At 38.2% G+C, this 14,374-nt stretch carries 17 protein-coding genes; 9 read left to right on the top strand and 8 right to left on the bottom strand.

Annotated features, from left to right (window positions below; all coding sequences use genetic code 11):
• Nucleotides 1-134: 134 nt before the first annotated feature.
• Nucleotides 135-674: a DUF2892 domain-containing protein gene (locus HDE70_RS02725; RefSeq protein ID WP_183865108.1), complete on the top strand. Its 540-nt coding sequence runs from the start codon at nt 135-137 to the stop codon at nt 672-674.
• Between the two features lie 56 nt (nt 675-730).
• Here the strand turns inward: HDE70_RS02725 and HDE70_RS02730 are convergent, their stop codons facing one another.
• The 6 genes from HDE70_RS02730 to HDE70_RS02755 all read right to left on the bottom strand — a co-directional run bounded on the left by HDE70_RS02730 (nt 731) and on the right by HDE70_RS02755 (nt 6,971).
• Nucleotides 731-943, bottom strand: a complete 213-nt coding sequence (locus HDE70_RS02730; RefSeq protein WP_183865110.1) for a hypothetical protein — start codon at nt 941-943, stop codon at nt 731-733.
• Between the two features lie 86 nt (nt 944-1,029).
• On the bottom strand, nt 1,030-2,751 hold the full coding sequence (gene lysS / locus HDE70_RS02735; RefSeq protein ID WP_183865112.1) for a lysine--tRNA ligase: 1,722 nt from the start codon (nt 2,749-2,751) through the stop codon (nt 1,030-1,032).
• 113 nt (nt 2,752-2,864) lie between these two features.
• On the bottom strand, nt 2,865-4,778 hold the full coding sequence (locus HDE70_RS02740) for an AMP-dependent synthetase/ligase (protein WP_183865114.1): 1,914 nt from the start codon (nt 4,776-4,778) through the stop codon (nt 2,865-2,867).
• A gap of 134 nt (nt 4,779-4,912) precedes the next feature.
• Nucleotides 4,913-5,239, bottom strand: coding sequence for a HesB/IscA family protein (locus HDE70_RS02745; RefSeq protein WP_068401527.1), 327 nt, complete (start codon nt 5,237-5,239; stop codon nt 4,913-4,915).
• 33 nt (nt 5,240-5,272) lie between these two features.
• The gene (gene iscU / locus HDE70_RS02750; protein ID WP_183887893.1) at nt 5,273-5,686 is read right to left on the bottom strand and encodes a Fe-S cluster assembly scaffold IscU; all 414 of its coding nucleotides are present in this window, start codon (nt 5,684-5,686) and stop codon (nt 5,273-5,275) included.
• Between the two features lie 73 nt (nt 5,687-5,759).
• The gene (locus HDE70_RS02755) at nt 5,760-6,971 is read right to left on the bottom strand and encodes an IscS subfamily cysteine desulfurase (protein WP_183865116.1); all 1,212 of its coding nucleotides are present in this window, start codon (nt 6,969-6,971) and stop codon (nt 5,760-5,762) included.
• A 124-nt stretch (nt 6,972-7,095) separates the two neighbouring features.
• Here HDE70_RS02755 and mce point away from each other — a divergent pair, with 124 nt between their 5' ends.
• From mce to HDE70_RS02795, 8 genes are all read left to right on the top strand, one after another.
• The gene (gene mce / locus HDE70_RS02760) at nt 7,096-7,500 is read left to right on the top strand and encodes a methylmalonyl-CoA epimerase (RefSeq protein ID WP_183865118.1); all 405 of its coding nucleotides are present in this window, start codon (nt 7,096-7,098) and stop codon (nt 7,498-7,500) included.
• 4 nt (nt 7,501-7,504) lie between these two features.
• The gene (locus HDE70_RS02765; RefSeq protein ID WP_183887895.1) at nt 7,505-7,792 is read left to right on the top strand and encodes a hypothetical protein; all 288 of its coding nucleotides are present in this window, start codon (nt 7,505-7,507) and stop codon (nt 7,790-7,792) included.
• Nucleotides 7,793-7,886: 94 nt separating this feature from the next.
• Nucleotides 7,887-8,135, top strand: coding sequence for a type B 50S ribosomal protein L31 (locus HDE70_RS02770; protein ID WP_041884831.1), 249 nt, complete (start codon nt 7,887-7,889; stop codon nt 8,133-8,135).
• A 126-nt stretch (nt 8,136-8,261) separates the two neighbouring features.
• Entirely contained in the window at nt 8,262-9,437 is a 1,176-nt protein-coding gene (locus HDE70_RS02775) for a putative sugar nucleotidyl transferase (protein ID WP_183887897.1), read from the top strand.
• A 124-nt stretch (nt 9,438-9,561) separates the two neighbouring features.
• On the top strand, nt 9,562-10,323 hold the full coding sequence (gene tpiA, locus HDE70_RS02780) for a triose-phosphate isomerase (RefSeq protein WP_183865125.1): 762 nt from the start codon (nt 9,562-9,564) through the stop codon (nt 10,321-10,323).
• Nucleotides 10,323-11,162: a 50S ribosomal protein L11 methyltransferase gene (gene prmA, locus HDE70_RS02785; protein WP_183887899.1), complete on the top strand. Its 840-nt coding sequence runs from the start codon at nt 10,323-10,325 to the stop codon at nt 11,160-11,162. Before tpiA ends, prmA begins: the two co-directional genes overlap by 1 nt.
• Nucleotides 11,163-11,207: 45 nt before the next feature.
• Nucleotides 11,208-12,560 (top strand): UDP-N-acetylmuramate--L-alanine ligase, encoded by a 1,353-nt coding sequence (locus HDE70_RS02790; RefSeq protein WP_183887901.1) that lies wholly within the window; start codon nt 11,208-11,210, stop codon nt 12,558-12,560.
• A 28-nt stretch (nt 12,561-12,588) separates the two neighbouring features.
• Nucleotides 12,589-12,918, top strand: a complete 330-nt coding sequence (locus HDE70_RS02795; protein ID WP_041884843.1) for a helix-turn-helix domain-containing protein — start codon at nt 12,589-12,591, stop codon at nt 12,916-12,918.
• A gap of 45 nt (nt 12,919-12,963) precedes the next feature.
• On the opposite strand, the gene HDE70_RS02800 is transcribed toward HDE70_RS02795, so the two are convergent.
• Both HDE70_RS02800 and HDE70_RS02805 read right to left on the bottom strand, forming a co-directional pair.
• Entirely contained in the window at nt 12,964-14,091 is a 1,128-nt protein-coding gene (locus HDE70_RS02800) for a GNAT family N-acetyltransferase (protein WP_183865131.1), read from the bottom strand.
• 78 nt (nt 14,092-14,169) lie between these two features.
• Nucleotides 14,170-14,370 (bottom strand): hypothetical protein, encoded by a 201-nt coding sequence (locus HDE70_RS02805; protein WP_111631849.1) that lies wholly within the window; start codon nt 14,368-14,370, stop codon nt 14,170-14,172.
• Nucleotides 14,371-14,374: the final 4 nt, after the last annotated feature.

A 14,374-nucleotide genomic window follows, 5' to 3' on the forward strand; every position in this document is an offset into this window, starting at 1 on the left:
TTATTTCGCCTTTATTTATCTTTTAACAAAGATAAGCATCAGAATGAGATAAATATTTTTAGAATCTGTTTTAAATTTAAATCTGATTTTTGGTATATAAACACGATATTTGCACGAAATAATTAAAAATAGATATGCCAAACATAGTAAGACTTATCGCAGCTTTTGTGATACTGGGGGGTGCGGTAGCACTTATGATTTTCGGTTTTTGGGGTTGGGGAGTTTTAGCTGTATTGATTAGTTTACTAGTCGTAGCTACTTTTTTCTACAACGAGAACATGCTGCTTGCACAATGGTTTTTACGTAAAGATGATATGCCTAAAGCGGAACGCTTTTTAAATAGAATAACAAATTATGAAACACAGTTGATCAGACCTCAACACGGTTATTATCAATTGCTGATTGGTTTGATTGAATCAAGAAAAGCACCAATGCAATCTGAAAAATATTTCAAGAAAGCTTTGGCATTAGGAATGCAGATGGATCATAACATTGCCCTTGCTAAATTAAGTTTAGCTGGTATTGCCATGGGTAAACGTAATAAAAGAGAGGCGCAGCTTTATCTGACAGAAGCTAAGAAAGCGGATAAAAACAAATTACTCGCAGATCAGATCAAACAAATGAAAGATCAGCTGGCGATGCTGGATAAGCAACAACAAGTAAGATATAGATAGTTAATCAGGAATTAACATAGCAAAATAAAAAAAGCCACATCATCATGTGGCTTTTTTTATTTATCATTCAGGTTGTCGAAAGTATCAATAGTTTCCCTTGCGCCACGGCTGATGATATCATCTTCCATACATTCTTTTTTTCTGCTAAAAAACAATTGTTCAGATTGAATTCTTTTGATAAGCTGACGGATCAGGGACAGATCAAAGGCATCTTTACTTAATTTTATGCAGTATTCGTTTTCAGTTATCTCCAGACTTGAATTATTCATAACATTCAATTTTATTGTTTGCTAAAAATAGAAAAGGCCTGCTATATATCAATATAGCAGGCCTTTAAGTTTTTGTTATGATTATGTTAAGAGAACCAGGCGGTTACCTCTTCTTTGGTAGGCATCGGCAATTCAATTTTTAACTTTTTACGCATACCGCCTAAATCATTAAATACTTTGTTTGCATTTGCTCCCGCTAAATCTTCTATCGTATTGAAACCCATTTTACGGATCACCTGAACCCAGTCTGCCGGGATACCTGCGTTTACAAAGTCCTCATCAGTGGTGATTTTTGCTTTTTTCTCCGGTCTCATCTGCGGGAAGAAAAGAACTTCCTGAATCGTAGACTGGTTAGTCATCAGCATCACCAAACGGTCAATACCAATACCTAAACCTGAAGTTGGGGGCATACCGTATTCTAAGGCACGGATAAAGTCATCATCCATCGCCATCGCTTCATCATCACCTCTTGCTGCCAGTTTTAACTGCTCTTCAAAACGTTCTTTCTGATCGATAGGATCATTCAGCTCTGTATAGGCATTTCCAATCTCTTTACCCATTACAAATAGCTCGAAACGCTCTACCAAACCTGCTGAACTGCGGTGCTTTTTAGCCAGCGGAGTCATTTCAATCGGGTAATCAGTAATGTAGGTAGGCTGGATTAAATTAGCTTCTACTTTTTCACTGAATAATTCATCAACCAGTTTTCCACGGCCCATAGAAGGATCAACCTCTATATTCAAGCTTTTACAAGTCTCTTTAAGCTGCTCTTCGGTCATTGCTGAAACATCAATCCCTGTATATTTCTGAATAGATTCATACATAGTCAGTTTCTCGTAAGGCCCTGCAAAGTTAATTTCATGTTCGCCAACTTTAACGATAGGTGAGCCATGCGTCGCTCTTGCTACCTTCTCCAGACAGGCTTCTACCATGCCCATCATCCAGATATAATCTTTGTAAGCTACATAGATTTCCATCGAAGTGAACTCCGGGTTATGCGTACGGTCCATTCCTTCATTTCTGAACATTTTTCCGAATTCATATACACCATCAAAACCAGCAACGATCAGTCTTTTTAAATACAGCTCATTCGCAATTCTCAGATATAAAGGCATATCTAAGGTATTGTGGTGTGTATTAAACGGACGTGCTGCTGCTCCGCCATGGATGGCTTGAAGGATAGGTGTTTCCACTTCCATCCAGCCCTGCTCATCGAAGTAAGCTCTCATGGTATTGATTACCTTGGAACGGGTGATAAAGATCTGTTTAAAGTCCGGATTTACGGTCAGATCTACATAACGTTGTCTGTATCTTAATTCAGGATCAGTAAAACCATCAAAAATGTTTCCGTCTTCGTCACGTTTAACGATTGGAAGCGGTTTTAATGATTTAGCCAGTAATTTGAATTCGGTTACGTGTACAGAAATTTCACCAGTTTGTGTGGTAAACACATAACCTTTGATCCCGATGAAATCACCAAGATCCAGTAACTTCTTGAAAACTGTATTGTAAAGTGTTTTATCCTCTTCAGGACAAAGTTCGTCTCTCTTTAAATAAACCTGGATACGGCCGGTAGCATCTTGTATTTCTACAAAAGCTGCACTTCCCATAATACGACGGGTCATGATCCTGCCTGCAAAACTTACCTTTTGATAAGCATCCTTATTGTTTTCGTAATTAGCCAGTATATCGGCTGCGTTTGTATTGATTTCATATCCTTCAGGCGGATATGGATCAATGCCCAGTTCACGTAACTGAGTAAGCGCATTTCTGCGCAGTATTTCTAATTCTGATAATCCTGTACTCATATATGTTTTATATTCGGCTTTCGCCGGATAAGCTCTAATTGATTACTGATTTGAACGTTGTGTTCAAGCAGCTGCAAAAATACTAAATTAGAGGCTGTTTTTTTTTAGAATTTTTAATCGGCATCAACAGTTTCTGTATACAGCTCATTGATTGCTTCAGCATAGATTTTTTCGACCACTTTACGCTTTATTTTCATAGTGGGCGTGATCTCACCTTCTTCAATGCTGAATGGGTTTCTTTTAACTCTGAAGTTCTTGATCCGTTCAAACTTGGATAACTCATTTGATAATTTCCTGATATCCTGTCCGATCCAGTCTATAATTTCTGGTTCGTTAATAAAGGTTTCTGGTTGTAAGAAGTAAGCGTCAGGTAAGTTGAACTTTTCCTGCAAGCTTTCTCTGTTCGGGATAATAATCGCAGTCAGGTATTCTCTTTTGTCGCCAATTAAAAATAAGGAATCTATTTTAAGGCTCTTCAGATAGATGTTTTCTACCGGGGTAGGATAAACGTTCTTTCCATAAGCATTGACAATCATATTCTTTAAACGGTCAGTAATCTGAAGATTACCTTTATAGAAACGGCCAATGTCACCTGTGTGGAACCAGTTGTTTTTATCAATTGCTTCAGCAGTTTCTGCCGGCTTATTAAAATAGCCTTGCATTACACAATGGCCACGCACGATAATTTCTCCTTCAGCACATTCAAAGTCTGGTGCAAAGGATTCATGCGTTTGTATGCTGATCATTTCTTTAGTCTCAATGTTCTGGATAGCGACCTCTATGCCCGGGATAATCCGGCCTACAGTGCCATAAACCTGTCTGTCATATTCTGTAACCGACATTACCGGGGAGGTTTCAGTCAAACCAAAGCCTTCGAGTATTTTAATACCCAGGTTACCGAAAAATTCGCCTACATTTTTAGGAAGTGCTGCACCTCCGGAAATCATGAACTTCAATCTTCCGCCGGTTTTCTCTTTAATTTTGCTGAATACCAGTTTTTCCGCAATTCTCTTTTCTACAGCAAGCACTAAACCCGGTGTTTTGCCGGCTTCAATTTTGTAACGGTAATTTTGTCCTGTTTCCAGTGCCCACAAGAAGATTTTAGCTTTCAGGCCGCCTTCAGCGGTACCACTTTTGATGGCTTTATCATGGATACGCTCTAATAAACGAGGTACACAACTCATCACTGTTGGTTTAATCTCGGCCATGTTTTTTGCCAGTAATTCCAGGCTTTGTGCATAGGCAATTTTGCAGCCTTGTGCGCAGCATACATGATAAGTTGCTGTCCGCTCAAAAACATGGGATAAAGGAAGGAACGATAAGAATACGTCTGTTTCGTCAATGATCGGGATCTGCTGCAAACAAACTTTTACATTTTCCACGAAATTGCTGTGAGAGAGCATTACGCCTTTTGGTGTACCGGTTGTACCTGAAGTATAAATTAAGGAAGAAGTGTCTGATGGACGCACAAGGGCCCTTGCTTCTTTAATTTTAACCTGGTAGGTAGAAACGAGTTCTTTACCTTGTCTGATCAGTTCTTCAAAACTGATGATAGTTTTATTCAGTCCCTGGGGAACAGTTGTTTTGGTATATTCTGCAAAAGCAGGAATGATATATTGAAGTTGTCTGCAATTGTCAGCGATCTTCAATATCTTTTTATAAAGAAATGGATTACCGATCAGGATGGATTTTATTCCGGAGTCGTTAATGATATATTCGACTTCCTGTTCGGAGAGGGTGGGATAAATAGATACATTGATGGCACCAATTTGCTGAATTCCCTGATCATAGTATACATAATCAGGACCGTTCTCAATCATCAGTCCCATTCTGTCGCCTTTAGTTACCTCTTTTGATAGAAAAAATGCAGCTACCGCATCGGCTGTGTCCAAAGTCTGCTTAAAGGAGATGTTCTCCCATTCATTATTCTTTTTATGGATTAAGAATGTTTCTTCAGGCTTGTGAATGTTTTCTACTACGTTTCTTAATAAGCTGGGAACCGTAGAAAACTCGTTAAATGATACCATATTTATTTTTTTGCGAGGGCAATAATAAAGTTTTTTACATTAAAAACACAATAGGTGTTTTTATAAATAACGGTAAAATTAGCTTAAATCAAAAAAGGGCACTATAAAGTGCCCTTTTAATATATCATATCAGGTTAAACTGAGAAACTTTCTCCGCAACCACAAGTACGGCTTGCATTTGGATTATTGAAATTAAATCCTTTTCCATTGATGCCGTCTGTGAAGTCAAGTTCTGTACCGGCCAGATATAAAAATGATTTCATATCCAGTGCAATGCGGATTCCTCTGTCTTCAAAAAACTGATCTCCTGTTTTTTCTTCGTTGTCAAAATCGAGATTGTAGGATAAGCCTGAACAACCGCCACCTTTTACTGAAACACGTAAAAAGTAAGTCGTATCCATTTGAGATTCCTGCATTAAGTTATCAATCTTGGTTTTAGCTTTATCTGTGATCGTGATCATATGCTTTATTTTTTAAATAAGCCCAGGTATAATTTAGTGGTGTGATTTAGGCAATGCAATTGGTTCCATGCCATTTTTAACACGGTAATCATTGATTGCTGATTTAATCGCATCCTCTGCTAATACTGAACAGTGAATTTTTACTGGTGGCAATGCTAATTCTTCTACGATATCCATATTGTCAATCGTCATCGCTTGATCCACAGTTTTGCCTTTCAGCCATTCTGTTGCTAAAGATGAAGAAGCAATTGCAGAGCCACATCCGAATGTTTTAAATTTAGCGTCAGTAATTACATTGTTTTCATCTACTTCAATTTGAAGACGCATCACATCACCGCACTCTGGTGCGCCAACTAAACCTGTACCTACTGATTTACTATTTTTATCTAATGTACCAACGTTACGGGGGTTGGTATAGTGTTCCATTACTTTTTCTGAGTATGCCATTTTATTTTCCTCTGAGCCTCTCGTTAAAGAGGATTGTTTTTTAATATTTTATTTATAGTGAAAGGGGCGCACCTTAGTGCTCAGCCCATTCAATTTTGCTTAAATCAATTCCTTCTTTAAACATTTCCCAAAGTGGTGAAAGATCTCTTAAGTGGTTCACTGCTTTTTTAGTGTTCTCAATAGCGTAATCAATTTCTTCTTCCGTAGTGAAACGGCCTAAACCGAAACGGATAGAAGAGTGTGCAAGGTCATCTGAAAGTCCTAAGCTTTTTAAAACGTATGAAGGCTCTAAGGATGCTGAAGTACAGGCAGAACCTGAAGAAACAGCCAGATCTTTCATGGCCATCATCAAGCCTTCACCTTCTACATATTTGAAAGAGATATTTGCTACATGCGGTAAACGGTGTTGTGTATTTCCGTTCACGTAACTTTCTTCCATTACAGTCAGTGCGCTTTCTAATTTATCTCTCAATGCAGAAAGGCGGGCTGCTTCTGAGTCCATTTCTAAACGGCATAGTTCACAAGCCTTGCCTAAACCAACAATTCCGGGTACGTTTAATGTTCCTGAACGCATGCCACGCTCATGACCACCACCGTCCATTTGTGCAGTTACTTTAACCCTTGGGTTTTTACGGCGTACATATAATACACCAACTCCTTTAGGGCCGTACATTTTATGTGCACTGAAGGCAAGCAGGTCAATTCCGTCTGCATTTACATCTACAGGTATTTTACCTACAGCCTGTGTAGCGTCAGTCATGAACAATGCGCCAAACTTATGTGCGATTGCAGAAATTTCTCTGATAGGCTGAACAACACCGATCTCATTGTTGCCATACATGATCGTAACCAGGATAGTTTGTTCAGTCATTGCTGCTTCTAATTCAGCAAGGTCAATTAAGCCGTCTTCTTTTACTGACAGGTAAGTAACTTTTGCACCTAATTTCTCCAGGTGTTTACAAGTATCCAATACTGCTTTGTGTTCAGTAGTTGCAGTAATGATATGATTACCTTTATCCTGATACATTTCGAACACACCTTTAATACCAAGGTTGTCTGCTTCTGTAGCACCTGAAGTGAAAATAATTTCCTTTTCAGTACAGCCAATCAGTTTGGCAGCCTGCTCACGTGCATAATCAACACCTTCTTCTGCAACCCAGCCAAAGGCGTGGTTACGGCTTGCAGCATTACCAAATTTTGTGGTAAAGTAAGGCAACATTGCTTCAAGCACTCTTGGGTCAAGGGGGGTTGTCGCGTTATTATCTAGATAAATAGGAAGTTCCATTGTATGTAATTTATTCTTTTAATATACAAATGTACAAAAAAAGATTGCCAAAGAATGTAAGATGAGGCTATGAACATCGGGGGGAAACATGCATTTTTACATTCGCTTAACGTTTACATGAACTATGAATAAAATTGAACATATCGGTATTGCAGTAAAAGACCTCGATGCGTCCTGTTCGCTGTATGAGAAGTTACTGGGTACGGCAGCTTATAAAAAGGAGTCTGTAGTTTCTGAAGGGGTGGATACTGCTTTTTTCCGGACAGGCGAGAATAAAATTGAATTGCTGGCTGCTACTGTAGCGGATAGCCCGGTTGCTTCTTTTATAGGAAAAAGAGGAGAGGGGATTCATCATATTGCATTTGATGTGGATGATATTTATGCAGAAATGAAAAGACTGAAAAATGAGGGCTTTGTACTGTTAAATGAAGAACCTAAATTTGGCGCCGACAATAAGCTGATCTGCTTTGTGCATCCTAAAGGGACAAATGGGGTACTGATCGAATTGTGTCAGGAAATAAAAAAATGACGGAATGGATGATTTGAAAGTGCTTTGCAGAATTATAGGGAATGATTTTGAACTGGAAGAGGAATTGTCTGCGGAGCAGTTAAGAGTGAAAATGGTACATGCTTTCTCCTGGTTGCTGGATAATGACATCTCTAAAATGATGCAAATATTATACCGTACAGATGTGAATGAAGAAAGATTAAAATCTTTACTGATCAGCAGGTCTCAACTGCCTTCGGCAGAAGTGATTGCAGATGAATATATTAGCAGGCAACTACAAAAAATTGAGACCAGAAAAAAGTATAGTACATAATTTTTTAATAATGCTTGTAAATAAAAAATATAATTAGGATATTTGCAACCTTCAAAATAAGCGACAAATAAGTACAAATAAGTATATATTCATTATGAAAAAAGATCTTCACCCTTCAAACTATAGATTCGTAGTATTTAAAGATATGTCTAACGAATACTCTTTCTTAACTAAATCTTGTGTTGAAACTAAAGAATCTGTGACTTGGGAAGATGGTAACGAGTACCCTCTTTATAAATTAGAGATCTCTCATACTTCTCACCCTTTCTATACTGGTAAAATGAAACTGGTAGATACAGCTGGTCGTATCGATAAATTTAAAACTCGTTACGCTAAGAAATAATTCTACAGTTATAAGAAATTATTATAAAGTCCCGATGCTCAGCTTCGGGACTTTTTTTATTTTTGCTTATATTATATAATAGGAGTTTGCGCTCTGCAAATTCTATGTAAAACAATAACAACACAAATGAACATTAATTTATTTGATGATCAGACTGCTTTATCTCTAAGGCCGCTCACTTTTACACGGCCTGTGGCCGATCTGCGGATTGGAATATTAACCATAGCTGAAAAATGGGCCAATTATGCATCAGCTGTTCCAGGATTCTGTACTGCGGTTTACCTGACTGCAAAATATCAGACCCGCAAGGATGCGGACACTTACATTAACGGTTCTGTTTGCCCGGACGAAAGTCTTTTTGCTGCGATTGCTGCTTTGCGCAGTGGTGAAGTACTTGTGCAGGGGGAACTGGTTCTGGCTTACAAAGTTAATCCGGGTGAAACCGTTAGTTTAGCACAGGGTGCTTTATTGCGTCCTGTTTCTTATAGCGGATCTTTTACACGTATTGTATTTCCTGAAGATATTTTTAGAAATAATGATGTACAGCTCAGCGCTGACTTTGATCTTTTAACTAAAGGCAGGGTTTCAGCGAAATTAAGCACGACCAATACAGTTCTGGGTGACCAGATTTTTATTGAAGAAGGAGTGGAAGCGGAATGCGCTACTTTTAATACGTTAACAGGGCCTGTTTACCTCGGTAAAAATACACAGGTTTGGGAAGGTACACATATCAGGGGGTCTTTTGCTTTAGGTGAAGGCTCCAGGGTGAAAATGGGAACCAAGATTTACGGACAAACTACCATAGGCCCGTTTAGTACAGTAGGCGGCGAGATTAACAATGCCGTGATCTGGGGTTATTCTGCGAAAGGGCATGAAGGTTACCTGGGTAATTCTGTGCTGGGACAATGGTGCAATATCGGGGCGGATACCAATAATTCCAATTTGAAAAATAACTATGCCGATGTTAAATTGTGGGATTATGAAAAAACTGCATTCAGACAGACCGGACTTCAGTTTTGCGGCTTAATTATGGCAGATCATGTGAAATGTGGCATCAATACCATGTTTAATACCGGTACTGTGGTCGGTGTCAGTGCAAATGTGTTTGGATCTGGCTATCCGAAGAACTTTATTCCGGATTTTGCCTGGGGTGGATGTGATAGCCTTGCTGTTTATAGCCTTGAAAAAATGTTCGAAACAGCAGAAAAAGTATATGAACGTAAAAATGTTGAGTTTAATCAGATAGAAAAAGATATATTGTCATCGATTTTTGATTTAACTTCAATTTATAGATCTTTTTAGGAGACTTTGTGTATTTTTATCAGCTATATGTGTAGTTGAGCAATAGTAACTTAATTTAAGCGTCAAAATTTGGGTTAAGTGCCAATGAAATAGGATTACAGTTAAAATAATATTAGATTTAATTATGAGAAAGAAAATAGTAGCAGGAAATTGGAAAATGAATACGGACTATGCAGAAGGTATTTCATTATTTTCAGAAATCGTTAACATCGTAAGAGATGAGAAAAAAGGCGATCAGCTAGCTATCATATGTGCTCCGTTCATTCACTTGAACAGCTTATCAAAATTAGGAGGTGATGTCGTTAAAATTGGTGCTCAGAATTGCCACCAAAAAGAAAGCGGTGCTTTCACTGGTGAAATTTCAGCCAGGATGATCAAATCAATTGGTTGTGAATATGTAATTGTCGGACACTCAGAACGCCGTCAGTATTTTGCAGAAAGCGATGCTTTACTTGCTGATAAAACTAATATTGCTTTAGCAAATCAATTAACACCTATTTTCTGTATTGGTGAAACATTAGACGAAAGAAACAACGGTAATTTCTTTGAAATCCTGAAAGGACAATTAGAAAATGGCCTGTTCCACCTGAGTCCTGAAGATTTTACAAAAGTTGTCATCGCTTACGAACCAGTTTGGGCAATTGGTACCGGACTTACTGCTACTGCTGAGCAGGCTCAGGAAGTACATGAGTTTATCCGTGCAGAAGTTGCTGGTAAATATGGGGAAGATGCTGCTGAAGAAACTTCAATTTTATATGGAGGTAGCTGTACACCTAAAAATGCACCGGAATTATTTGCACAAAAAGATATTGATGGTGGATTAATTGGGGGCGCTTCTCTTAAATCACGTGATTTCGCAGATATCGTTAAAACCTTTAATTCTTAATGCAGTATATACAAATCACCTTCAGCTTTACGCTTATCCAGGAATATCAACAGGATTTATTAATCAGTGAGCTGGCTGAAATTGGATTCAATACGTTTGAAGATACCGAAAATGGTTTCTCTGCTTTTATTGATTTCGATAGCTATAATAAAGAAAACTTAACCGGATCTCTTCTTCAGTTCGAAGGAGAGTTCGATTATAATTATACCGTAACAGAAATTGCCGCAGAAAATTGGAATGAGGAGTGGGAGAAGAATTTTGAACCGCTCATTATCGATGAAACCTGCTATGTAAGAGCGACTTTCCACCCTGTTCAGCCTCAATATAAATACGAGATCGTTATTGATCCTAAAATGGCGTTCGGTACTGGTCATCATCAAACTACAACGATGATGATGCAATATATTCTGGAAACTGAGGTGACTGGAAAGCATATCCTTGATATGGGATGCGGAACAGCGATATTAGCCATTCTTGCGGCTAAAAAGGGTGCTAAAGACTTAGTCGCTATTGATAACGACGAAGTTTGTTATCTGAGCGCTAAAGAAAATGCTGCATTGAACAACATTACTAATATTACTGCTTTATGTGGTGGGAAAGAAGTAATCCCTGCTGCTGAGTATGATATTATCCTTGCAAACATCAACCGTAATATTTTACTGGATCAGATACCTGTATATGCCAGCGTTTTAAAAAGCGGTGGTGAAATATTTTTTAGTGGATTTTATGAAGATCCGGACCTTCAAATGATTAAGGATGCTTGTGCACCATTTGGCATGAATTATCTGAACCATAAGAAGATCGGAGAGTGGGTAGCCGCACGTTTTAAAAAGGCTTAATAAATAAAAGTATTTTAATTGCTTTATTTTTTTTAATATTTGAGAATGCGAATACATTTTATAGCTATTGGGGGAAGTGCAATGCACAACCTGGCAATAGCTTTGCATCAGAAAGGTTTTATTGTAAGTGGTTCAGATGATTTAATTTTTGAACCATCGGCAAGCAGACTTTCCAGACATGGGATTTTACCTGAAAAACTGGGTTGGCATGAGGAGTCAATCACAGCGGATCTTGATGCGGTTATTTTAGGAATGCATGCCCTCATTGATAATCCTGAATTACTCAGGGCGCAAGCGCTTGGACTAAAGGTTTATTCTTATCCTGAATATATCTATGAGCAGACTAAAGATAAGCTGAGAGTCGTGATAGGTGGCAGTCATGGTAAAACGACTATTACTTCCATGATCCTGCACGTACTTAACTATTACAAAAAAGATTTCGATTACCTGGTTGGTGCACAACTGGAGGGGTTCGATACCATGGTGCGGCTTACTGAGGCTGCGCCTATAATTATTATCGAGGGAGATGAATATTTAGCTTCGCCGATTGACAGAAGACCAAAATTCCATATTTATAAAGCAAATGTCGCAGTAATCAGCGGAGTAGCCTGGGACCATGTGAATGTGTTCCCTACTTTTGAAAATTATTTGCACCAGTTTGAGCTTTTTATTGATACCATTATGCCTGGGGGTAAGTTATTTTACGCTTCGACTGATCAGGAATTGTGTACTCTTGTAAGGAATAATCCTAAAGAAATTGTTAAAACAGGATACGAAATCCCTGCACACCACGTTAACAATGGTATAACTTATTTACTGCCTGAAAATCTGCCACTGAAAGTTTTTGGTGATCATAACCTGATGAATTTAAGTGCTGCGAAATTGGTTTGTAAAGAAATTGGTATCAGTGAAAATGATTTTAATCTGGCAATTACCTCATTTAAAGGGGCATCTAAAAGGCTGGAGTTGTTAAATACAGAGAATAATACAAATGTTTATAAGGATTTTGCACACTCCCCTTCCAAATTGAAAGCTACAATTGAGGCAGTAAAGTCGCAATTTGAGGAAAGAAAATTAGTAGCTTGTATAGAATTACACACATTTAGTAGTTTAAATAAAAATTTTTTACTGCAATATGCAGATACGATGATCCGTGCAGAGAATCCTATCGTATATATAGATATAAAAACATTTCAACAAAAAAAAATTAAGCCTTTCACTGAAATAGATGTTCAAACAGCATTTAATAACGATAAGCTTACTTTTTTTGACAATGCCTCTACTCTTGAGCAATACTTAAGAGGGTTGGATTTTCGCCAGACAAACCTTTTGCTGATGAGCTCGGGTAACTTTGGCGGGATAGATTTAGCCAAACTGGCACGTGAGTTGAATACTTAAAGAACAAAACACACCTAAATTTATAACAATGAACATCATCGGTAAGAACATCAGACAGCTCCGTCAAAAAAATGGATGGAGTCAGGGCGAAGTAGCTAAAAGATTAAACATCTCTATTCCTGCATTTTCAAAAATTGAAACTGGGATTACGGATATTAACATCTCGAGGCTGGCTCAGATCGCTAATCTTTTTGAAGTCTCTACAATGGATATCATCTCTAAAGAAGGAGAAAATCCTCAATCTGTAAATTTTGAAGAGATCAATAATCTGAAGGCGAAACTATCACTGAGAGAAGAAGAGATCATTAAACTTCAAAAGAAGGTTATTGATCTTTACGAAGAAATCAGAGAAAAATAGTAAGATTTTAAAAGCCTGTTTAGAGATTCTAAACAGGCTTTTAAATTAATGGGCAGTGAAGACTTTTCGCATAGTCAGGTGACGCTTTCCGAAAACAGCACCGGTTGCTTCATGAATAGAAAGCATTTTATCGTTGAAGTCACCTACCCAGGATAATTCCAGCTCGTCATACTGGTCCAGAGGCAAAACATATTCTTTTAGTTTAATAAATAAGGCGGATTCCAGTCCGTGTTTCTGATAGGCAGTTTTTGTACCCATCACAATGGCTCTCATCCGGTTTACACCTTTCCATCTCCGGTAAACAAATTTCAGTTTTTCTATCAAACCCAATTTTCCGTTGAAACCTTTGATCATTTGATTCGCATCAGGGATAATAACTACGAAAGAAGCGGGTTCTCCGTTCAGGTAAGCAAACCAAATTAGTTTTTCATCCATAATGGCCTCCATCTGTTTAAAACTCTCCTGAAGGGTTTCTTTCTTGATCGGAACAAAGTTTTCAAAGTCTTTCCAGCCATCATTGTAGATTTCCATCAGATCCTGCACATATTTCTCTGCATTCTTTTTGGAGAAGTGTTCAAAGGTGTAGCCGGGTTTATTCGCTACCCAGGTCGCAATCTTTGTAAAGCGCTCAGGAAAAGGGTTTCTGACCGCAAGGTGATTGGTGATCTGCTGGTAGGAGGTGACGAATCCGTAATTTTCAAAAAAGGCCTGATAATAAGCAGGATTGTAATTCATGCCGTAAGACGGGGGAGTGAAGCCTTCTACGAGTAATCCCCAGAAGGTATCGTTTTCACCAAAATTGATTGGCCCGTCCATCGCTTCCATTCCTCTTTCTTTTAGCCAGGCCTGCGCAACATCAAATAGCTTAAAGGCAGCATCCTGGTTATCAATACATTCAAAGAAGCCAACACCGCCTGTTGGCTGTTCGTAGTTAAATGCTTTTTTGGTGTTAATGAAAGCCGCGATCCTTCCAATTGCCTTTCCTTGTTCATCTTTTAAGATCCAGCGGGTACATTCGCCATGTTTAAAGAAGATATTCTTTTCCGGGTCAAATGTTTTCTCTACATCCTGATCGAGCGGACAGATCCAGTTCTGATCATTTTGATAGATGGTATGTGGAACCTGTAAAAACTCTTTTTTTGTGGGTGAACTGGAAACGGAAATTAACTGCATTTATTCATTTGGGTTAAAGCACTGATAAAAAAAAAGCATCCTGTAAAAAAGATGCTCTATATAATTTGACAGAATTACTTAGTAAGTATCATCGTCATCGTCTGAATCAAAGTCGTCGAAGGTGTCCAGATCATCTAATGGAAGATCAAAATCATCGTCGTCATCGTCGTAAGTTTTCTTTTTCTCAATAGAGTCATAAGAATTCTCATCATTCATCTCTTTGTCCTGTGCCTGATCATCTAATGAACTTTTCTTAACAGATTTTTTTGGAGTTGTCATTTGT

The organism is Pedobacter cryoconitis, assembly GCF_014200595.1.
Lineage (GTDB): Bacteria > Bacteroidota > Bacteroidia > Sphingobacteriales > Sphingobacteriaceae > Pedobacter > Pedobacter cryoconitis_C.

Coding starts and splice junctions, on each gene's coding strand:
- HDE70_RS02765 (WP_183887895.1), top strand. CDS start 7,505: ATGGATGATTTGAAAGTGCTTTGCAGAATTATAGGGAATGATTTTGAA.
- mce (WP_183865118.1), top strand. CDS start 7,096: ATGAATAAAATTGAACATATCGGTATTGCAGTAAAAGACCTCGATGCG.
- HDE70_RS02805 (WP_111631849.1), bottom strand. CDS start 14,370: ATGACAACTCCAAAAAAATCTGTTAAGAAAAGTTCATTAGATGATCAG.
- HDE70_RS02745 (WP_068401527.1), bottom strand. CDS start 5,239: ATGATCACGATCACAGATAAAGCTAAAACCAAGATTGATAACTTAATG.
- HDE70_RS02770 (WP_041884831.1), top strand. CDS start 7,887: ATGAAAAAAGATCTTCACCCTTCAAACTATAGATTCGTAGTATTTAAA.
- HDE70_RS02755 (WP_183865116.1), bottom strand. CDS start 6,971: ATGGAACTTCCTATTTATCTAGATAATAACGCGACAACCCCCCTTGAC.
- tpiA (WP_183865125.1), top strand. CDS start 9,562: ATGAGAAAGAAAATAGTAGCAGGAAATTGGAAAATGAATACGGACTAT.
- HDE70_RS02800 (WP_183865131.1), bottom strand. CDS start 14,091: ATGCAGTTAATTTCCGTTTCCAGTTCACCCACAAAAAAAGAGTTTTTA.
- HDE70_RS02790 (WP_183887901.1), top strand. CDS start 11,208: ATGCGAATACATTTTATAGCTATTGGGGGAAGTGCAATGCACAACCTG.
- HDE70_RS02775 (WP_183887897.1), top strand. CDS start 8,262: ATGAACATTAATTTATTTGATGATCAGACTGCTTTATCTCTAAGGCCG.
- iscU (WP_183887893.1), bottom strand. CDS start 5,686: ATGGCATACTCAGAAAAAGTAATGGAACACTATACCAACCCCCGTAAC.
- HDE70_RS02730 (WP_183865110.1), bottom strand. CDS start 943: ATGAATAATTCAAGTCTGGAGATAACTGAAAACGAATACTGCATAAAA.
- prmA (WP_183887899.1), top strand. CDS start 10,323: ATGCAGTATATACAAATCACCTTCAGCTTTACGCTTATCCAGGAATAT.
- HDE70_RS02725 (WP_183865108.1), top strand. CDS start 135: ATGCCAAACATAGTAAGACTTATCGCAGCTTTTGTGATACTGGGGGGT.
- HDE70_RS02795 (WP_041884843.1), top strand. CDS start 12,589: ATGAACATCATCGGTAAGAACATCAGACAGCTCCGTCAAAAAAATGGA.
- lysS (WP_183865112.1), bottom strand. CDS start 2,751: ATGAGTACAGGATTATCAGAATTAGAAATACTGCGCAGAAATGCGCTT.
- HDE70_RS02740 (WP_183865114.1), bottom strand. CDS start 4,778: ATGGTATCATTTAACGAGTTTTCTACGGTTCCCAGCTTATTAAGAAAC.